This window comes from Mesorhizobium sp. M0239, from assembly GCF_040321815.1.
Classification (GTDB): Bacteria; Pseudomonadota; Alphaproteobacteria; order Rhizobiales; family Rhizobiaceae; genus Mesorhizobium.
In genome coordinates, this window is the sequence record NZ_JAMYSG010000011.1 from 116,605 (window position 1) to 136,460 (window position 19,856).

Sequence of the window (19,856 nt, forward strand, 5' to 3'; positions counted from 1 at the left end):
ACGCTATCGTGCAGACGTCACTGTGAGCTTCTCAAATTTCGATTTCGAATCGCTGAACGTCGTACGGGAGTGGTTCAGTTGCGAGGGCGGTGTTTTATTTCTGGAATCAACCGGCCAAATCTAAAAAACTTAAGTCAACCCTTGTCCAGGGTGGCACTGAAGTTGTCACCTGGCGCACAAGTATTTCCGGCCCTGGACAGATCGTGATCTGGTCCAATACGGTGCGTGTCGAAATGAAGACTGCGATTGTGGAAAAGGCCGGTCGTCCCTTGCAAAAGAACGTCTTCTCATCGGCGGATTTGCCGTCGCATCTGGATCATCGCGCGCGCTTCGCGCTTTGCAGGACATTCGCCGGCGATGGTGAAGAGATCGCCGCCGGCAAAAGCGAACGTCGAGGTCGGCGTGACATCACCGAAGGCATGGCGTCAGCCGAGCATGCCGCGCGCCGTCGCCTTGATTCGCCGAGGCCCAAATCGGTGGAAGCACGCAGGCTGAGCGTGATGAAGGTGGCGTCGGTGGTTGAATTCGCGCTGGTCAGCGCCGCAGATCCGCCCGTTTCGCTTAAGCCGTCGATCGGCCATTGCATTCGGAGGCGCCATTGATCGCCGCCGGATCTCGGCTTTTGACGGAGAGGTAATCGGAATCGAGTCGTGTGTAGGTTTCCGGGTATCCGGTTCTATCTGGCGCTCGTCGGCGTGTAGCCGAAGCGGCGGCGAAAGCAGCGATTGAAGTACGACACATCGCTGAAGCCACTGGTCATGGCAATTTCGCTGACGCGCATCTCGCCATTCTGTCTCTGCGAAAGCATTTTGTGGGCCGTCTGCAGGCGCAGTTCGAGAACGCGCTCGGAGAAGCTGATACCCGACTTCTGCAAAAGATTGTGAACATAGCGCGCCGACAGGCCGAGTTCCTGTGCGACGCCTTGCGCCGAGATGCCGGGCTTGGCGAAATTGTCCGCGATCTTCACCAGGACCGCTTGCAACCTGGCTGCCCGCAGACCGCGCAAGCCGGCCAGTTCGGCAACCTCACCCTTGGCGCCTGTCACCAGGCCGATCAGATCGACGATCGTTTCCGTTGCGTGCGCAATCAGATCGGGCGAGATGAGAGGGCGGCCGGTTTCAAGAAGTTGGCAATAACGCTTGAGAAGATCGAGAGCTTCGTTCTCGGCGCCGATCTTCAACGCCAGCCTGTCGTCGATCTGCGGGAAGGCCCGTGCGAGGACGCTGCGCGGGACCGCCACGTTTGTCCACACATTGCTGTCGGCGCCGGCCATTTTCAGCGCTTCCGATGCTGTGACCAGCACCGCTTCTCCCTGCCCGACATCATAGTCGCGGCCGGCCTGGACGCCGGTCAACAGTGTGTCGGATTTGTTGATCAGCAGGAGATAACCGCCGTTGCCGTCATCGGCGATATTGCTCGCGTTCCTCGTCGCATGCTTGATCGTTCCGGACATCTGGCCAAGAACCAGTGATCCGACAGCTGTGGCTTCGATCGCAGCTTCGAAAGGCAGGTTGTCCGACATGCCGTATTCGACCGACCATATCTGCGCGACATGGATGTCTTGCCAGAGGGAAAATCGATCGCGATCATTGAGATGCGACGGCAGTTGAGCCGATGAAAACACCGCCTTTCGTGACAATGGAACACCCCGATACCCACAGCTTCAGAGAATATCGAAACGAAATGTTTCCTGATCCTGGAACATTGATCGTTTGGCGTTCAACTGATCGAATTAGATATATAATCCAGCATGATCACGCATGGCGTCACCCGAAAGTATGACGCGGCAAATCCTCCGAGGTGAGATTGCCTCTTTTACAACGAACGGCGGCCCGCCCATCCGGGGAGGTGGGCACGTCAGGAAACTGGGGGCGTGGTGGAGAGACTGAGCAGCGAGGTCCTTTCGTCGATCATCGGCGATATCTACGATTGCGTTTTGAATCCGGAAGGCTGGGCCGGGGTAATGATCCGGATCACGGAGGCTGTAGACGCAGCCTATACCACCGTCGCGCTTGCCAGCACTGCCGGCAATCATGGCCGCTTCGCGGCCCAATCGCCCTGGGATCCCGTGCAAATGCGCGTGCTCCAGGAGGACTATGACTTTGACGCAATTCCCGGACTGAAGGCCGCGGTTGTCGGCGACATCGACACACCCGTTGCGACGCTGTCGCATATGAGCGAAGCCGAACTCCAGCAGACGCCATTTTTCCAGAATTGGGCCAAACCGCAGGGATTGCGCGAAGCCTGCATCACCAAATTCGTCCATACGCCGGACCGGATCGGGCTCATGGGCTGCACTACGCGGGCCGACAGGGGAATCATATCAGCTGAAGAACAGCGCTTCCTGGCATTGCTCTCGCCGCACCTGCGCCGTGCGTCGCTGATTGGAGATCTGCTCGATCAGGCTCGCGTTACCGCCGACCTTTACCGCCAGGCGCTCGATCATCTCGCCGTGCCTGTCGTGCTTACCGGCGCCAACGGAGCAATCCTCCATGCGAATGGGGCTGCCGAACGGATGTTTTCGCTGCAAGGGCCCATTTTTTCCAGGAACGGTCTGCTCCAGGTGCAGAATTCGGCGGTGGCCCGCGCCCTGCTGGATGCAATCGCCAGTGCCGCGAGCGCGGATGCCTCGCTTGGCTCCCGCGGTATAGGCCTGCCCATTTCGGCCCCAGGTCAGCCCCCCGCCGTCGCCTATATATTGCCGTTGACCGAAGGAACCGCTCGCGCTGCTTTCCGGCCCGCATGTGCCGCCGTCTTCATTTCGACCACGACGTCTTCTTCTCCACTCCCGGAAGCCGTTCTCGCCACTCTGTTCGACCTTACGCCCGCGGAGGCGCGGGTCCTGCTGCGCATCGGCAGCGGATTGTCCGCGTCGAAGAGCGCGCTGGCGCTCGGTGTCGGCGAAAACACTTTGAAGACCCACCTCAACCGCATCTTCGCCAAAACCGGCACGAGACGCCAAGCCGATCTCGTCAAACTCGTTTCGGACATAGGCACGCCGCTGGCAACTCAGTGAAAGGCGCCGATCGCCGGGGACCCAACATCCTCGTCGACGCGCACCTCGATGAACGCGCGCCAGCCGTAGCGGGAATGGTTGCCGTCAGGCTCCGCGCTGGGCAGTGCCAGCTGGTGTCATTCGACTGAGGCTGAATGGCCACACCGGCCGAAAAAGCGTGGCATTGCATTTCAGGACAATTCGCGTGCGGCCCAGCCCAAGACACGTCCGACGGACAATGCGACATCGGGGCGGCGACAACACCGGATCTCCGCGAGGCATTCGCGGCGGGGACCACAACATTCTTGGGGCGGTAGACAACAATGAAAACTCTTCTTCTCGCAACGGCCTTGATTCTCGCGCCGCTCGGTATGGCGTGTGCGGCTGATATCAATGAGGTTTCGCCTGTTGCATCCGGCTACGACTGGTCCGGACTCTATGCCGGCGTCGACATCGGCTACGCGGCCGGAAAATCCAATCTGTTCATCGCCGGCGGCGGACTGGGCGGGGCCACCGATCTCAATGTCTCCACCGATCCGAACGGATTTATCGGCGGTGTCCATATAGGCGCCAATTACCAGATGGAGAACAGCTTCGTGATCGGCGCCGAGGCCGACATTGTGTACAGCAATATAGATGGGCTGACGGCCCTCGACGCCGGCGGCGGCGGTGTCACCACCTTGCTCAAGAGCGAACTCAAATGGTCGGGGTCGGCGCGGCTGCGGGCCGGCTATGCTTTCGATCGGACCTTGCCCTACATCACTGCCGGCGTCGCCGCGGCCAAGTATGAGCTTATTGCGGTCAGCGCCGGTGGCCCTGCCGCCGAAGTAACGCTCCACAGCGACAGCCATGTCGGCTGGACCGTTGGCGCCGGCATCGAGCACGCCTTCACCGACAAGTGGATCGCTCGAGCCGAATATCGCTACTCGGATTTCGGCAGCCAGGACCTCTCGGTGGCCGCCGGCCTGCCCACGGAAACCCATGTCGACCTCCAGACGCAGGATATCCGGGTCGGGCTCAGCTACAAGTTCTGATTGCTGGTGCTACAAATCTCCCTCGGGAGATGGCCGGCAGGCCAGGGGCGGCGGGGCTCGGCCTGCTGCCGCAGACGGGGTCGGCGCTCTACACGCGGCGACCCCCTCTGTTGCCTCTGGCGACATCTCCCTCGAGTGGGAGATCAGCCACCGCCCTCAGATTAGCTTCTCCAGTGTGATCGGCAGATCCCTGATCCTCTTTCCCGTCGCATGGAACACCGCGTTGGCAATCGCCGGCGCCACGCCGACAATGGCCAGTTCGCCGACGCCTTTGCCGCCGAGCACGGAGGAATGCGGGTCGGGGATACCGACCGAGATCACCTCGACGTCGGGAATGTCGGCGTTGGTTGGCACGAGATAGTCGGCGAGGTTGTTGTTGACGACGCGGCCGTGGCGGCGGTCGACGATGCCTTCTTCCAGCAGTGCCTGGCCGATGCCCATGATGATGCCACCCTTCCACTGGCTTTCGGCCAGCTTGGGATTGTAGAGCCGGCCCGAATCCAGCGCCGACACCACGCGTGACACGCGCACCGTGCCGAAGTCCTCGTCGACGCGCACCTCGATGAAATGCGCGCACCAGGAGTGGCGGGAATAGTCGCCCTCGGTGTGCGGCACCGACATGGCGATGGTGGTGTAGTTCTTGTAGCGATCCTCTGGCGTCGAATTGGCCGGCATGGTGTCGCCGGTGGCTTCGATGTGGTCGCGGCCGACGCTTTTGAGCAGTTCGGCGATCGAGACATCGGGACCGTCGCCGCGCGGCGAGGCGATGCGGCCGTTGGCGACGACCAAGGTGTTGGCCTGCAGCGCGTGGAAGGGCGAGCGCGGATCGCTGATGGCGAGGCCGATCAGCTGGTCGAGCGCCGAGGTCGCCGCCTTGTAGACCGCACCCGTCATGACGCCGGCAAGCCGCGAACCGCCGGTGACGCCGGCGCGGGGGAAACGGGAGTCGCCGAGCTTCACCACCACGTCGTCGGCTCGCACGCCGACCGTTTCGGCGGCGGTTTGCGCCAGGATTGTGTAGGTGCCCTGGCCCATGTCGATCGAGGAGCTCTCGACCTCGACCGAGCCGTCCGCCAGGATACGCACGATCGCCTCGCCATAGGCGCGCCGAACCGGATAGGTGCCGGCCGCTACTCCCCAGCCGATCAGCTGGTTGCCGTCGCGCATCGAGCGCGGTTCGGGCGAGCGCCTGGCCCAGCCGAAGCGCTCCGCGCCTGCGGCAAAAGCCTCGCGCAACTGTCTGGTCGACCAGGCTTTCTTGGCATGCGGATCCTGTTCGGCATAATTTCTCAGCCGGATCTCCAGGGGGTCGATGCCGACCTCGTAGGCGAGTTCGTCGATGGCGCTTTCGATGCCGAAGGCCGAAGGGTTTTCGCCCGGCGCGCGCATGGCGCCCGGCACCACCGAATTGACCCGCACGACATTCTGCCTGGAGGAGAAATTCGGCGTCGCGTACATGATCGAGATGACCGATCCGAGCGGCTCGACCCACATGCCGTCCATCGACGTCTCGTTGATGCCACGATGCACGATCGACTGGATTTTTCCTTGCGCGTCGGCGCCAATCGTCACCGTCTGGCGCGTCGCCGCGCGGCCACCATAGCCGGTAAAGGTCTGCGGCCGCGTCATCACCAGGCGCACCGGCCGGCCGAGCATTCTGGCGGCACATGCGGCCACCGCGCCATGGCTGAGCGCCAGCGCCTTGGAGCCGAAGCCACCGCCAATATAGGGCGAGACCAGCCGCACATTCTCGAACGGCACGCCGAACCATTCGGCATAGGTGCGCGCCATCCCGTCCAGCCACTGGCTCGGCTCCCATACGGTGAGCTTATCGCCTTCCCAGCGCGCGATCAGCCCATGCGGCTCTATCGGCGCCTGGTATTCGCGCGGCGTGTTGTAGGCGGCGCAGATGCGGACCGGTGCCGACGCGAACGCACCTTGCGCATCGCCCCATTCCTTGGTCATGGCGTCGATCGGGATGCCGTCGCCGGCCTTGGCATCGCTGAGGTCGACGATGGCAGGCGTCTCGTCATAGCTGACCTTGACCAGTGCTGCCGCCGCCACCGCCTGTTCGAAGGTCTCGGCGACGACAGCGGCGACATGCTGGCCCGAAAAAGTGATGTCGCGCGCAAGCGGGCAATAGGGCTTGTCGGGCGGCGGTGTGCCGAACCAGTCCGCCGCGGTCCTCAGGCTGATGATGGTGTCCGGCGTCAGCACCTGCAGCACGCCGGGCGCCGCCTCGGCGGCCATGGTGTCGATCGCGCGCACCTTGCCGGATGCAATCGTGCTCTCGACCAGTACGGCGTAGGCGAGGCCTTCGAGCTGCTGCTCGACGGCGTATTTGGCCGCACCGGTGATCTTGGCCGGGCCGTCGACGCGCGACAGCCGGCCGCCGACGGCTTCGGCAAAAGCGCCGTCGGACGCATCGCCGTGTCTTCCGACGTGAACGGTGCTTGCGATGTGAACGGTCATGCCGTCTCTCCCAATTTGAGGATGGCGCGCGCGACGACGCGCGGCGCGAGTTCGACCTTGTAGCGGTTGGCGCCATGATCGATGGCGCCTTGGATAGCGAGCAGGCTGGCGGCGCGCACAGTGTCCGGTTCCAGAACCTTGCCCTTCAGCGCGTCTTCCACGGCCCGCGCCCGCCATGGCTTGGTCGCGACGCCGCCAAGCGCCACGCGCAAATCGCGGATCGTTCGGCCGTCAGGTTCGAACTCGATGCCGACCGCCGCGCTCGCGGCGGCAAACTCATAGGATTGCCGGTCGCGGATTTTCAGGTAGGTCGACCGCCGGGCAGCGGCCGAGCCGGGGATTTCAATGGCGGTGATCATCTCGCCCGGTTCAATCGCATGTTCCCTATCCGGCGTGGTGCCGGGCAGCAGGAAAAAGTCGTCGACCGGGATCTGGCGCTCGCCCAGATGCACGATCGCATCGAAGGCGACCAGCGCCACGGCCAGGTCACCCGGATACATGGCGATGCAGGCCTCGCTGGTGCCGAGTACGGCATGGCCACGGGTAACGCCGCCGATCGCCGAACAGCCAGAGCCGGGCTCACGCTTGTTGCAGGCGGAGAAATTCGAGGGATCGCGGAAATAGGGGCAGCGCGTGCGCTGCATCAGATTGCCGCCGATGGTCGCCATGTTGCGGATCTGCGCGGAAGCCGCCTGCCACAGGGCTTCCGACACCGCAGGAAAGCGGCTCTTGATGTCGGCATGGTCGGCGACATGGCTCATCCTGGCCAGCGCGCCGATGGTGGCGCCGCGTTCGTCCACCTCGATGCTGTCCAATCCCTTGAGATGAGCGATGTCGACCAGTGTCTCGGGCTCGGCGACGCCGCATTTGGCGAGATCGATCAGCGTGGTGCCGCCGGCCAAGAGCATGGCGCCGGGCAGGGCGGCCGCCTGGCGTGCCGCACCGACCGAGCTGGCGCGAAAATAGGAAAAGTCCCTCATGATGCGACCTCCAAGGCGGCTTGGCGAATGGCGGCGACGATGTGCGGATAGGCGCCGCAGCGGCAGAGATTGCCGGCCATGTATTCGCGGATCTCGTCGTCGGAGCCGGCATGGCCTTCCCGGATGCAAGCGACCGCCGACATGATCTGGCCCGGCGTGCAATAGCCGCACTGGAAAGCGTCGTGCTCAAGGAAGGCAGCCTGCACGGGATGCATTTCGCCCTCCCGTGCAAGCCCCTCTATGGTGGTGACGGTGCGGCCCTCGACCTGAGCGGCCAGCGTCAGGCAAGCCAGTACACGCTCGCCGTCGATATGCACCGTGCAGGCGCCGCACTGGCCGTGGTCGCAGCCCTTCTTGGTGCCGGTCAGGCCGAGCCGGTCGCGCAAGGCGTCGAGCAGCGTCACACGCGGCTCGAGTTGCAGATCGTGATGACGGCGGTTGATATCGAGATGAACTGGGATCGTTGTTTTGGTCATGGGCGTCTGGCTCCAGTGCTTGACGCGAAGTCGGTTGACTCATGTTGGCCGGCGGGACCTCGCGCCGGCTGTGCGGCCCTTCGCTGCCGCTCCCTGTCCTTCGGGCGTTCAGCCCCTTAAAAAGGTCCACTGGACCTTTTGATCCGCCCGAAGGCGGACCGGGCTTTCACCGTTCGTCGTTCGGGAAGCCGAGCAATTGGCTTCCCGTCCGCTAGGCGGACCACTCCTCACCCCAGCAGGTCCTCGATGCGGATCGGAAAGCGCTGCGGCCGCACGCCGGTTGCATGCCAGACTGCATTGGCGACGGCGCCGGCCGTGCCGGTGATGCCGATTTCGCCGACACCCTTGATGCCGAGCGCGTTGACGTGAGGGTCGTCCTCGTGGACGAGCAGCGCCTCGACCGACGGCACGTCGGCATTCACCGGGACATGGTATTCGGCGAGGTTGGCATTCTGGATCCGGCCCGAGCGCCGGTCGGTGATGGCTTCCTCATGCAGCGCGAACGAGACGCCCCAGATCATGCCGCCATAATACTGGCTGCGCACCAGCCTGGGATTGATAACCCGTCCGGCGGCGAACGCGCCGACCAGCCTTGTGACGCGGATCTGGCCGAAATCCGGATCGACCTTCACCTCGGCGAACACGGCGCCGTGCGCGTGCTTGGCATAGGTTTCCTGGGATGCCGGGTCGGGAGCGCCTTTGCCATGGCCGTCGATCTCGCTGAGGCCCGCGCGCGTGAGGATCTCGGCATAGCTTTCACCGCGGCTTTCATCGTCGCGCCGATAGAGGTGGCCACCGCGCGCCAGCACGCCTTCATTGCCGGCGCCGAACAGCGGCGAGGCCTCGTTGCCGGTGGCGAGATCGGCAAGCCTGGCGATGACGGCGGCACCCGCATTGTGGATCGCCATGCCGGCCGTCGCCGTGTGGCCGGAGCCGCCGGCAATGCCTGCATTGGGCAGGTCGGAACTGCCGGCCCTGAAATCGACCTGGTCGATATCCAGTCCCAGTCCGTCGGCCGCGATCTGGGCGAAGGCGGTCCAGGCGCCTTGCCCCATGTCCTGCGCGCCGGTCTCCATCAGGCCGCTGCCATCGGCCCTCAGCACCGCACGCGCTTCGGCCTGGAACATGAGCGCTGGAAAGGTCGCCGTGCCCATGCCCCAGCCGGTGAGGAAACCGTCGGCGTCGCGCATCAGCCGAGGCTGAAGCGGGCGGCTCGCCCAGCCGAACGTCTCGGCCGCTTGCCTGTAGCACTCGCGCAGCGCCTTGGAGGAAAACGGCTTGCCGGTCATCGGCTCGACCTCGGCATAGTTCCGCAGCCGGAACTCCAGCGGGTCCATGCCGCAAGCGTGTGCCGCCTCATCGATGGCGCTTTCGAGTGCGATCGAGCCGGTGGCTTCGCCGGGCGCCCGCATGAACAGCGGCGTACCGGTGTCCAACCGCACCGCATCGTGCGAGGTGGCGATGGCCGGGCTGGCATAGAGCGTGTGCGAGACATCCGCCGCCGGTTCGAAGAAATCGTCGAACGTGCTCGACGCAGTCTTGGCGTGATGGTCGAGTGCCGTCAGCTGCCCTTCGCCATCCATGCCCATGCGCAGCGTCTGGCGCGTCGGCGCACGGTGGCCGACCGGGCCGTACATCTGCTCACGCCGCAGCACCAGCTTGACCGGACGGCCGACGAGGCGCGCCGCCAGAATGCCGAGCACCTGCGGCCCGGAGATCATGCCTTTCGAGCCAAAGCCGCCACCTAGGAACGGGCTCCGGATGTGGACGTTTTCCGGCGCGATGCCGAACAGGCCGGCGATGCGGCCCTGCGCCATGGCAAGGCCCTGACTCGGTGTGTCGATCGACAATGTGTCGCCATCCCAGGCGACGACGATCGCATGCGGCTCCATGGCGTTGTGGTACTGGGCCGGCGTCTCGTAGGTGGCTTCGATCCGCGTCTTTGCGGATTTGAGGCCGGCCTCGACATCGCCCTTGTGCTGCACCGCCGGACCGCCGACGCCGACACCGCGCGGCACGAAGCTTTCAGCGCCGTCGAGGCCAACGCGCGCCGGCAGCACTTCATAACGCGGCGACAGCAGCGCCGCCCCCTCGGTCGCCGCCTCCAGCGTCTCGGCGATCACCACGGCGATGCTCTGGTTGGGGTAGCGGACCTGATCGTTTTGCAGCAGGTCGAGCCGGAACATGAAGGGATGGTCCTTGGCATCCGGATCGGCGGCGAGCGCCGGCCGGTTCTTGGGCGTCATCACCTCGACCACGCCCTGGTGCGCCTTGGCCGCCTCGATATCCAGCGCGGCAACGCGGCCGCGCGCGATGCTAGAGACAGCGAGCACGGCGTAAAGCATGCCGGGCGGATGGTTGTCGGCGGCATAGCGCGCGGCTCCGGTGACTTTCAGAAAGCCGTCGCGACGGGTCAGCGGCTGGCCGATGCTGGAGCCCTGCCGGGCATGGGCGGGTTGCTGGTTGAGGCTGAGTTCAAGCGTCATGGCGCGCTCCGGGAATGTTCGAGAACGGGGAGGCAGGAAGGGCAGGCAGCCGCTCGGGCGTTCCCGCCTGGGCAGACATCAGCGCCCTGACCACGATGCGTCGGGCAAGCTCGATCTTGAACGCATTGTCGCCGGATGGGCTGGCATCGGCCAGGGCGGCCTCCGCCGCGCTGGCGAAGTTCACCTCGTTGGCGTCCGCGCCAAGCAGGACGGCTTCCGCCGTTCGTGCCCGCCACGGCTTGGCCGCGACGCCGCCCAGCGCCAGCCTTGCGGCGCGGATCTTGCCGTCATCGACGACGAGCGCTGCCGCGGCCGATACGACGGCAAAAGCATAAGAGGTGCGTTCGCGGACTTTCAGGTAACGGGCATTGGCGGAGAAGGAGGCCGCCTCCGCCGGCAGGCGCACTGCCACGATCAGGTCGCCGGGCTCCAGCGCATTCTCCCGTTGCGGCGTTTCGCCGGGAAGCCGGTGGAATTCCTCCAGCGTCACATGGCGCCGGCCCTTCTTGCCCTCGATCTCGACCACCGCATCGAGCGCCACCAGCGGCACGCAGAAGTCCGACGGATGGGTGGCGATGCAGGCATCGCTCCAGCCGAGCACGGCGTGCAGGCGGTTCTCGCCTTCCAGCGCGTCGCAGCCGGCGCCAGGCTCGCGCCTGTTGCAGGCGCTGGCGGTGTCGTAGAAATAGCTGCAGCGCGTGCGCTGCAGCAGATTGCCGCCGACGGTCGCGGCGTTGCGAAGCTGAGCCGAAGCGCCCGACAGCAGCGCCTCGGCCACCGCCGGATAGGATTTGGCGAACGCCGGATCGTAGGCAAGGTCGGCATTACGGACCAGCGCACCGATGCGCAGGCCACCATCGTCCAGCCGTTCGATGCGGTTGAGCTCCGGCAACCGGGAAATGTCGACGATACGCTCGGGACTGGTGATGCCGCCTTTCATCAGGTCGAGCAGATTGGTGCCGCCGGCGAGATAGGCCGAGCCCGGCTCGGCTGCCGCGGCGATGGCGTCGGGGATGGTGGCGGGCCTGATGTAGTCGAAGTCTCTCATGCCGCGGTCCTCCGGTCGGCTTTGACAAGCTGTTGCTGGGCTTCCAGGACGGCCTCAACGATGCCGCCATAGGCCGCGCAGCGGCATATGTTGCCGCTCAGCCCCTCGCGGATGCGTTCGGGATCGTCGCCGGCCTGTCCCTCGGCGATCAGGCCGAGCGTGCTCATGATCTGGCCGGGCGTGCAGAACCCGCACTGGAAGCCGTCATGGGCGATGAAGGCGGCCTGCACAGGATGCAGTTCCTCGCCGTGGGCGACGCCTTCGATGGTCAAGACTTGGGCGCCGTCATGGCTGACCGCCAGCGCCAGGCACGAGTTGATGCGCTTGCCGTCGACCAGCACCGTGCAGGCGCCGCACTGGCCGCGATCGCAGCCCTTCTTGGTGCCCGTGAGATCGAGCCGCTCGCGAAGCAGGTCGAGCAGGGTTACGCGTGGATCGACCTCCAGTTCGTGTTTGTGTCCGTTGATGGTGAGGGTGATGGGAAGGCTGGTCATGGGCGTCTGGCTCCAGTTGCTTGACGCGGATGGGATTGAACTGGTGCCTTGCCGCAGAAGGGCAAGGTAACCGTTCGGTCAGGTCTTGACGGCGAAAGCGGAGATGGCAGCGGGTCTCCCGCGAGGCAGGCGGGCAGGGGAGATGTCGGCTTGCGTGTTCGAAAGACGTGACATACCGGTTCCCCTGATTATATGATAAAGGTGCTCCACTAAAACGGAGGCGCCTCCGTTTATTACGTGGTGGCTGACCCGGCCGGGTTCAAGCCCCCTGACACGATGTGGAGAAAAAATTGGCCAGCGAGCCGTCCGCCATTGCTGAACAGAAGGCCGAGGCCGTAGACGCAAAGCCGCTGCGCGCCGATGCGCGGCGCAACCGCGACCGGCTGGTCGAGGTGGCGGTGTCAGTCTTTGCCGAGCGCGGCATCGATGGCTCGCTGGAGGAGATCGCGCGCCGCGCCGGCGTCGGCATCGGCACGCTCTACCGGCATTTCCCGACGCGCGAGCATCTGGTCGAGGTGGTCTATCGTCGTGAGGTGGAAGCGCTGTGCGCGGCCGCCGGCGAACTTGCCCAAAAACATCCGTCCGATGTCGCGCTGGAACAGTGGATGCAGCGCTTCGTCGACTACATCGCCACCAAGCGCGGCCTGGCGACCAGCCTGCGCATTGTGCTCACCACCAATTCGACGCTGTTTTCCGACACGTTCGGCCGGGTGTCGCAAGCCTTGCGACGACTGGTCGAGGCGGCGGTGGCCGACGGCACCATCCGCGGCGACGTCGACGCTTCCGACGTGCTGCACGCGCTGTCGGGCATCTACTCGGCACCCGACACCCCGGAATGGCGCGACCGTTCGCGCCGGCTGGTCAAGCTGCTGATGGACGGGTTGCGGTTCGGGGCTGCAAAGGCGCAATGAGGCGACGAGATTCCGGCGGTGCAAAACCACACCTGTCGATAAGTTGAGGGGACCCGATGTATGTAGGCCGTTCCTACAAAATAGTGGATTTCGCGCTCTGGTCGCGGCGCAGCGTCATCTACATGGTGGTGGTGAGCGGACTGGCCGTGGCGGCCTACCGTTTTCCGGGCATCGCCGGGTTCTCGGTGCCATGGTCGGTGGTGCTGGTGCTTGGCACCACCGTATCACTCGTTGCCGGGTTCAAGAATTCGCAGGTGTTCACCCGCAGCAGCGACGCGCTGCAGGCTTTTACGCAAATTACGGCCAGCAGCCGGTTGTGGTCCAATTTCTGCAGGGATTTCCTCGACGCGCCGACGGCCAGACAGCTCATCTATCGCCACATCGCCTGGATGACGGCATTGCGTTTTTCCCTGCGCCGGCCGATGCCATGGGAATCCATGGCGCGGGCCGCCAATATCGAATACCGGCGGCGCTACCGTATCCATGAGGATGCGAGCTCGGTCGCCAACGAGCTGGCTCCACTGCTCGCCGAACAGGCCGAGGACGTCCTGAAATCGCCCCAGCCGGCGATAGCCCTGCTCGAACTGCAATCTGTCCAGGTCAATGCGCTGTTCAAGGACACAAAGCTCCCTCCTCAGATCTATGGCGAACTGACCAAGCTGATCCGCGACTTCCATGACCAGCAGGCGCGCTGCGATCGCATCAAGAACAATCCCTATCCCAGGCAATACGCCATCGTCAGTTCGATGTTCGTGATGATCTTCTGCACGCTGCTGCCATTCGGGGTCGTTCCCGTCTTTGCCGATATGGGCAAACTGGGTGGCGCGCTCGGGTCGATCGCAATCTGGCTGACGATCCCGTTCAGCACGCTGCTGGGCTGGGCTTACATGTCCCTCGACCAGGTCGGCGAAAGCAGCGCCAACCCATTCGAGGGCAACGCCAACGACGTTCCGATCTCGCAGATATGCCGCGACATCGAGATCGAGTTGCGCAGCGGGCTCGGTGAGGCCGACCTTCCCAAGCCCCTGCTGCCGGTCAACGACATCGCGACCTAGGCAGAATCACGACGAAGGCACGGACCCGACGGCTGCTGGTGGAGAGCGCTCAAACTTCAAGGCAGACCTTGCCGAAATGCTTTTGGGTTTCGTAGTGCGCGAAGGCGGTGGCGATGTCCTGCAGCGGAAAGTGGCGGTCTATGACGGGTTTCAGCCTGTTGGACTCTATCGCGCGGATCATATCCTCCTGGTCGACCCGGCTGCCGATGGAAATGCCGCTGATGCGGATCTGGTTGGAAAACAGGGCGGGGATAGACACTTCCGCCGCAAAGCCGGTCAGGACGCCGACCAGCGCGATATGCCCGCCCGTTCTGCAGGCCGCAATGGACTGCGCCAGCGTGGCGGGTCCGCCGACCTCGATCACGTGATCGACGCCGCGTCCGTCGGTCAAATCCCTGGCCTTGCGGCCCCAGTCCGGGACGGACTTGTAGTTGATGATGGCGTCGGCTCCGAGGCGCTTGAGCCGCTCCAGCTTCTGCTCGTCGGATGAGGTGGCGATGACCCGGGCGCCGGCGGCTTTGGCGAATTGCAGCGCGAACAGCGATACGCTGCCCGAACCGAGGACCAGCACCGCGTCGCCCGGCTTCACCTTGCCGCACACAACCAGGCCGCGCCAGGCAGTAACGCCGGTGCAGGTGAGCGACGCCGCCTCGACATGCGTATAACCTGCCGGTGCCCTGGTGAAAGCGTGCGCCGGCATGCAGACATACTCGCTGGCGAAGCCGTCGAAACTGTCTCCCGGAATATCGCGCCGGGTCGAGGGCGTCATGTCGCCGCCCAGCCACCAGGGATAGAAGACGCTGACGACGCTGTCTCCGGGCTTGAGTGCATCGACACCGTCGCCAAGGGCAATCACCTCGCCGGCGCCGTCGGAGAGCGGAACGCGGCCGTCGGCGAGAGGCATCTTGCCTTGCACGGCAAAGTCGTCGCGCATGTTCAACGCGCAGGCCCGGATCCTGACCAGCACCTCGCCCGGCCCTGGCTGGGGCGGATCTTCCTCGACCAGGCCGAGATTGCCCAAGCCGCCCGGCGCTCTCAGCCTGACCAGTCTCATTGTCTTCTCCGATGTGTGGGGTGTTTGGAATTGGAACGGCGCGCTGCGCCTAGCGGACCTGCCTGCCGGAAATCACCCGCAGCCAGGGCGCCAGATGGAAGGCGCTCATCAGGAGATACATCGCGGCCATACCCGTGAGGGGCGAGGCGTCGGTGCCCATGCACTGCATGGCCGCATCGCCGCTGAAGATGCAGGTGAGCAGCGCCATCACGGCGAAGGTCGGTGCCGCGGCAAGGCAAAGCCAGTCGGCCAGCCCGAGGGTGGTCGCTTCCGGGATCGTGCTGCCGGCACCTGTGTGAATATCGCTCATGGTCTTGATCCCTGATGATTATGCCAGCCACGACTGGTTCCTCTCCTCACGGAGCGGGGAGAGGAACCCAGGCTGGACAACCGTTACTACTCGCCCTTGTCGCGGAACGCCGCCTCGCCGGCAGCAGACACTTCTTCCCATTTCTTGTCGGCCCCGGCGTCGTAATTGTCGTGCCAGTTCCACCAGGAGTAGAGCGGAGTCTGTGGATAGCCCTCAGGCGAGTCTTCCCAGATTTCCTGGCGGCCGAGCGGCGTCGCGTCGAGATAGCTCCAGACAGTGCCCATCGCCTCGTCGCCGCGGCTGTTGATCAAGTAGGTGCGGAAGATGCGGTCGCCGTCATGGATGAAGACGTTGTGGCCGTGCCATTCGTCGACGCCGAAGTCCTTGTCGAAACTGTCGGTGATTGTGTACCACGGCATCTCCCAGCCCATCCGCTGCTTCAGCCGCGCAATGTCGGCCTGCGGGGCACGTGAAGCGTAGGCAAGCGTGGTGTCGCGGGCATTGAGATGGGCGAGGTGGCCGACCTGGTCGGCGCCAAGGGAACAGCCGCGGCACGCGTGATCGGGCCAGCCATGCACGCCGGGCTCGAAGAAGGCGCGATAGACGATCAACTGGCGGCGGCCTTCGAACAGATCGAGCAGGCTCGCCTTGCCGTTCGGCCCCTCGAACACATAGGCCTTGTCCACTTCCATCCAGGGCATGCGCCGGCGCTCGGCGGCCAATGCGTCCTTGGCGCGCAGCGTTGCCTTTTCCTTCACCAGCATCTGTTCGCGGGCGGCTTCCCAGTCCTGCCGCGAAACGATCGGCGGGGTCTTCATTGCGATGTGCTTGGTCATTGGTCGTCTCCTTTGCCAGTCTGTTGTCGCGCTGTTGCGACGTGTGGTTGCTTGCCGTGAGCTAGAATAGGGCGGTCAATCGCGGGGGTGGGAGTTACAAGTGTGACGGGATTTGAAAGAGCCGGCCCGCCGCAGCAGGGGTGGCGCATCCGCTCGGTGCCCCCGACAGTGTCGTTCATCGCGTGGTTCTCCCTTGTTGTGCCGCTGCCGATACGGCTTGCTGGTTGGCGGCCATGACTTAAGTTAGGGCGCTGAGCGCTGGGGGTGGGAGTTACAAGTGTGACGGGATTTGAATGGACTCGCTGATCACCGCGGCTGGACTGGCGTTGGCGGCAGGTGATCCGCTTGGCGCGCTGGACCGCGTTGCCTTGCGTGAGGATGCGCCGGCGCTGGCGCTGCGCGGCATCGCGATGGCGCAGCTCGGCGATCTTGATCGCGCCAAGGCGCTGCTGCGGCGGGCCGCGCGTGGCTTCGGCCCCAAAGAAGCGGTAGCGCGTGCCAGATGCGTCGTCGCCGAGGCCGAGATCGCGCTGGTCTCACGGGATCTCGGCTGGCCGGCCAAGGCTTTGGATGCGGCGCGGACGACGCTGGAAAAGCATGGCGACCGGCTGAACGCCGCGCATGCCGGCCACCTCAAGGTGCGGCGTCTGCTGCTGATCGGCCGTCTCGATGAGGCTGAAGATGTGCTGGCCGTGCTCGATCCGATGCCGCTTCCACCAGCCTCGAGGGCCGCGCACGAGCTCGCCGTTGCCGGCATCGCGATGCGGCGCCTCAAGACGAAGCCGGCGCGCAGGGCGTTGGAGTGGGCACGCCACGCCGCCCGCCGGGCCGGCATTCCGGGCCTGATGGCAGAGGTCGACAGCGCTTTCCTGGCGCTGGACACGCCGGCGGCGCGGCTGATCGTAGGTGGTGGGCAGCGCCCCTTGCTGCTCGAGGAGGTCGAGGCGCTGCAGGCGTCGCCGGCGCTGCTGGTCGATAGCTTTCGCTACGTCGTGCGCAAACAGGAGAAAGCGGTCTCGCTGGCAACGCGCCCGGTGCTGTTTGCGCTAGCCCGTACGCTCGCCGAAGCGTGGCCAGGCGATGTGTCGAGGGCGAGGCTGATCGCTGAAGCCTTCGGCGGCAGGCACGCCGATGAATCGCATAGGGCGCGGCTGCGGGTCGAGATCGGCCGGTTGCGCACCGAATTGCGCGGGCTGGCCGACATCGGCGCGACCAGCCAGGGCTTCGCGCTGGCGCCGCGCCAGGCACGCGAGGTGCTGGTGCTGGCGCGGCCGATCGAGGAGCGGCACGCGGCGGTGCTGGCCTTCCTTGCCGATGGTGAATCCTGGGCGAGTTCGGCGCTGGCACTGGCGCTCGGTACCGGCCAGCGCAGCGTGCAGCGGGCGCTGGAGCAGCTTGGCGAGGCCGGCAAGGTGCAGTTTTTCGGTCACGGTCGGGCGCGCCGCTGGATGACGCCGCCGGTGGCCGGATTCACGACCACCTTGTTACTCCCGGCGCCATTGCCGAGTGGTTAGTAAGGCACATCAGATCATCTCGTGAGGATAAAGACATGAAACATTCAAAAGCCGAAATCCTGTGCGAATACGGACCCTTTGCCGATGTGGAGAGGGTGCATGGGGTGAGCTTTGACGGCAACAACGTCTGGTTTGCCTCGGGCGAGAAGCTGAACGCCTTCGATCCGGAAAGCGGGCAGGCGCTGCGCTCGATCGATGTCGCGGCACATGCCGGCACCGCTTATGACGGCCAGCATTTCTTCCAGCTTGCCAATGACCGCATCCAGAAGATCGACCCAGATACCGGCCAGGTGCTGGCGACCATTCCGGCGCCCGGCGGCGGCGGCGATTCCGGGCTGACCTGGGCCGAAGGGACGCTGTGGGTGGGGCAATACCGCGAACGCAAGATCCATCAGATCGACCCGGAGACGGGGGCGATCCTGCGCACCATCGAATCCAACCGTTTCGTCACCGGGGTGACATGGGTCGAGGGCGAGCTATGGCACGCCACCTGGGAAGGCGAGCAGAGCGACCTGCGCCGCGTCGACCCGCGATCAGGCAAGGTTCTGGAGAAGCTCGACATGCCGGCGGGCATGGGCGTGTCGGGGCTGGAATCCGATGGCGGCGACCGCCTCTATTGCGGCAGCACTTCGGCCGGTGTGGTGCGGGCGGTGCGCCGGCCGCGATGAGATTGCGGCTGACGCCGAGATAACGGCTGCAGGCGCACTTCACACGGCAATTTGTCCGCTGTCGGGTGGTCGTCGCACCCTGTCGGACCTAGATAGCCTGTGCACCGGGCAGAACGCCCGGACCCGCTTTGCAAAGGATCCCCCATGCCCGAACAGATCGCATTGAACGACGGCTCCGCCATTCCCCAACTCGGCCTTGGCGTGTGGCAGGTCGACCAGGATATTACCGCCGAGGTGGTGGGTTGGGGCATCGAGGCCGGCTATCGCCTGATCGACACCGCCGAAGGCTACCAGAACGAGGAAGGGGTCGGAAAGGCGATCCGCAGCGCCGGCGTGTCGCGGGCTGAGCTGTTCATCACCTCGAAACTGCGCAACGGCGCACACCAGCGCGATGCGGCGCTACGCGCCTTCGATGACACCATGGCCAAGCTCGGCATTGAGCAGATCGACCTGTTCCTGATCCACTGGCCTGTGCCCAGCCAAGACAAGTATGTCGAGGCCTGGAAGACGCTGGTCGAACTCCGGCAGGCCGGCCGCATCAAGTCGATCGGCGTTTCGAATTTCAACCCGGACCATCTGGAGCGGATCATCGCGGAAACCGGCGTGACGCCCGTCGTCAACCAGATCGAGCTGCATCCCCAGTTCCAGCAACGCGGTGTCAGGGACTTTCACACCAAGCACGACATCCGTATCGAAAGCTGGAGCCCGTTGGGCAGCGGCCGGCTGCTCGGCGATCCGACCATTGCAGACATCGCCAAAAAACATGGCAAGTCCGTCGCCCAGACGATCATCCGCTGGCATCTCCAGGAGGGGCTGATCGTCATTCCAAAGTCGATCCGCAGGGATCGCATCGCCGCCAATTTCGATGTCTTCGATTTCGAACTGGATGCGCAGGACCTGCAGACGATCCGCGGCATGGATTCGCCCGAAGGCCGCAACGGGCCCAACCCCGCCACGGCCGCGTTCCTGTTCTGAGAGGAGCAGGTTAGAGACGCCGACCGTGGAGTTGCCAATCTCCGGCCTCTCCGCGCTCTTAAATCCCGGACCCATCCAGCTGCTGGGCGTCTTCGCCTTCCCACGGCGCCGGCATCGACGCGCGGCTGAGGTTGGCCGTCGGCAGCGGCATCCAGCACTTCAGTTCCGGGTCAGCGTATTCGATAACGCGCCCCGGCGAGGAGTCCGACGCGCGCCAGCCTTCCGAGGCGAACTGGTCGGCACGCGACCAATAGGCAAGGTCGACTTCCGCCGGCCCCTGTTCGGACGGACGCACAGTGACCAGGATGCGGCTGCCATCCTTCGGCGCCGTCGACATGTGGCGCCACCGTTCGGGCTCGTCCATCGCTTTTCTCCTCGTACTCCTAGCGTTGGGTGGAGTGTCGCCTCGTGGTCCGAAGGGGTCAACCCAAAGTTTGCGCCAGGCATCGGCTGATGACCCTCCAGGCGGTGCCTGCACAGTTGTGCGCAACACGCCGCAGGCGGTCATGCACGCTCGACGGGCTGTGACCCAGTTGATAAGCCCGTCT

The 19,856-nt window shown here is 64.7% G+C and carries 19 protein-coding genes; 8 read left to right on the top strand and 11 right to left on the bottom strand.

Going from position 1 to position 19,856, the window contains the following annotated elements; translation table 11 throughout:
* The first annotated feature begins 89 nt into the window (after positions 1–89).
* Positions 90–602 carry a hypothetical protein gene (locus NKI99_RS13770; protein ID WP_128305774.1) on the top strand — a complete coding sequence of 171 codons (513 nt, stop codon included), beginning with the start codon at positions 90–92 and terminating at the stop codon, positions 600–602.
* A 74-nt stretch (positions 603–676) separates the two neighbouring features.
* On the opposite strand, the gene NKI99_RS13775 is transcribed toward NKI99_RS13770, so the two are convergent.
* Positions 677–1,624: an AraC family transcriptional regulator gene (locus NKI99_RS13775; RefSeq protein WP_352611141.1), complete on the bottom strand. Its 948-nt coding sequence runs from the start codon at positions 1,622–1,624 to the stop codon at positions 677–679.
* A gap of 249 nt (positions 1,625–1,873) precedes the next feature.
* Here NKI99_RS13775 and NKI99_RS13780 point away from each other — a divergent pair, with 249 nt between their 5' ends.
* Positions 1,874–3,016, top strand: coding sequence for a helix-turn-helix transcriptional regulator (locus NKI99_RS13780; RefSeq protein ID WP_352611142.1), 1,143 nt, complete (start codon positions 1,874–1,876; stop codon positions 3,014–3,016).
* Between the two features lie 302 nt (positions 3,017–3,318).
* Entirely contained in the window at positions 3,319–4,029 is a 711-nt protein-coding gene (locus tag NKI99_RS13785) for an outer membrane protein (RefSeq protein ID WP_023814333.1), read from the top strand.
* Positions 4,030–4,185: 156 nt separating this feature from the next.
* On the opposite strand, the gene NKI99_RS13790 is transcribed toward NKI99_RS13785, so the two are convergent.
* The 6 genes from NKI99_RS13790 to NKI99_RS13815 form a co-directional block, all read right to left on the bottom strand.
* Complete coding sequence (locus NKI99_RS13790) at positions 4,186–6,501, bottom strand: xanthine dehydrogenase family protein molybdopterin-binding subunit (RefSeq protein ID WP_352611143.1); 2,316 nt, start codon at positions 6,499–6,501, stop codon at positions 4,186–4,188.
* Positions 6,498–7,481: an FAD binding domain-containing protein gene (locus NKI99_RS13795; protein ID WP_352611144.1), complete on the bottom strand. Its 984-nt coding sequence runs from the start codon at positions 7,479–7,481 to the stop codon at positions 6,498–6,500. Before NKI99_RS13795 ends, NKI99_RS13790 begins: the two co-directional genes overlap by 4 nt.
* Positions 7,478–7,957, bottom strand: a complete 480-nt coding sequence (locus NKI99_RS13800) for a (2Fe-2S)-binding protein (RefSeq protein WP_352611146.1) — start codon at positions 7,955–7,957, stop codon at positions 7,478–7,480. Before NKI99_RS13800 ends, NKI99_RS13795 begins: the two co-directional genes overlap by 4 nt.
* Positions 7,958–8,184: 227 nt before the next feature.
* Positions 8,185–10,443, bottom strand: a complete 2,259-nt coding sequence (locus tag NKI99_RS13805) for a xanthine dehydrogenase family protein molybdopterin-binding subunit (protein WP_352611148.1) — start codon at positions 10,441–10,443, stop codon at positions 8,185–8,187.
* The gene (locus NKI99_RS13810; RefSeq protein ID WP_352554559.1) at positions 10,433–11,491 is read right to left on the bottom strand and encodes an FAD binding domain-containing protein; all 1,059 of its coding nucleotides are present in this window, start codon (positions 11,489–11,491) and stop codon (positions 10,433–10,435) included. The genes NKI99_RS13805 and NKI99_RS13810 overlap by 11 nt, the downstream gene beginning before the upstream one ends.
* The gene (locus NKI99_RS13815; RefSeq protein WP_023814339.1) at positions 11,488–11,985 is read right to left on the bottom strand and encodes a (2Fe-2S)-binding protein; all 498 of its coding nucleotides are present in this window, start codon (positions 11,983–11,985) and stop codon (positions 11,488–11,490) included. Before NKI99_RS13815 ends, NKI99_RS13810 begins: the two co-directional genes overlap by 4 nt.
* 290 nt (positions 11,986–12,275) lie before the next feature.
* Here NKI99_RS13815 and NKI99_RS13820 point away from each other — a divergent pair, with 290 nt between their 5' ends.
* Positions 12,276–12,896 (top strand): TetR/AcrR family transcriptional regulator, encoded by a 621-nt coding sequence (locus NKI99_RS13820; RefSeq protein ID WP_352611149.1) that lies wholly within the window; start codon positions 12,276–12,278, stop codon positions 12,894–12,896.
* Between the two features lie 56 nt (positions 12,897–12,952).
* Positions 12,953–13,951, top strand: coding sequence for a bestrophin family protein (locus tag NKI99_RS13825; protein WP_352611150.1), 999 nt, complete (start codon positions 12,953–12,955; stop codon positions 13,949–13,951).
* A 49-nt stretch (positions 13,952–14,000) separates the two neighbouring features.
* On the opposite strand, the gene NKI99_RS13830 is transcribed toward NKI99_RS13825, so the two are convergent.
* The 3 genes from NKI99_RS13830 to NKI99_RS13840 form a co-directional block, all read right to left on the bottom strand.
* Positions 14,001–15,005 carry a zinc-dependent alcohol dehydrogenase family protein gene (locus tag NKI99_RS13830; RefSeq protein ID WP_128305765.1) on the bottom strand — a complete coding sequence of 335 codons (1,005 nt, stop codon included), beginning with the start codon at positions 15,003–15,005 and terminating at the stop codon, positions 14,001–14,003.
* 49 nt (positions 15,006–15,054) lie between these two features.
* Complete coding sequence (locus NKI99_RS13835; protein WP_127297078.1) at positions 15,055–15,315, bottom strand: hypothetical protein; 261 nt, start codon at positions 15,313–15,315, stop codon at positions 15,055–15,057.
* Between the two features lie 86 nt (positions 15,316–15,401).
* Entirely contained in the window at positions 15,402–16,151 is a 750-nt protein-coding gene (locus tag NKI99_RS13840; RefSeq protein WP_352554556.1) for a DUF899 domain-containing protein, read from the bottom strand.
* A gap of 293 nt (positions 16,152–16,444) precedes the next feature.
* Here NKI99_RS13840 and NKI99_RS13845 point away from each other — a divergent pair, with 293 nt between their 5' ends.
* The 3 genes from NKI99_RS13845 (at position 16,445) to NKI99_RS13855 (ending at position 19,308) form a co-directional block, all read left to right on the top strand.
* A complete protein-coding gene (locus tag NKI99_RS13845; RefSeq protein ID WP_352611151.1) occupies positions 16,445–17,665 on the top strand; it encodes a helix-turn-helix domain-containing protein in 1,221 nt (406 codons plus the stop codon).
* Between the two features lie 35 nt (positions 17,666–17,700).
* Complete coding sequence (locus NKI99_RS13850) at positions 17,701–18,333, top strand: Vgb family protein (RefSeq protein WP_352611152.1); 633 nt, start codon at positions 17,701–17,703, stop codon at positions 18,331–18,333.
* Positions 18,334–18,477: 144 nt separating this feature from the next.
* Positions 18,478–19,308: an aldo/keto reductase gene (locus NKI99_RS13855; protein ID WP_127297075.1), complete on the top strand. Its 831-nt coding sequence runs from the start codon at positions 18,478–18,480 to the stop codon at positions 19,306–19,308.
* Between the two features lie 58 nt (positions 19,309–19,366).
* On the opposite strand, the gene NKI99_RS13860 is transcribed toward NKI99_RS13855, so the two are convergent.
* Positions 19,367–19,672 (bottom strand): hypothetical protein, encoded by a 306-nt coding sequence (locus NKI99_RS13860; protein WP_013530714.1) that lies wholly within the window; start codon positions 19,670–19,672, stop codon positions 19,367–19,369.
* Positions 19,673–19,856 lie beyond the last annotated feature (184 nt).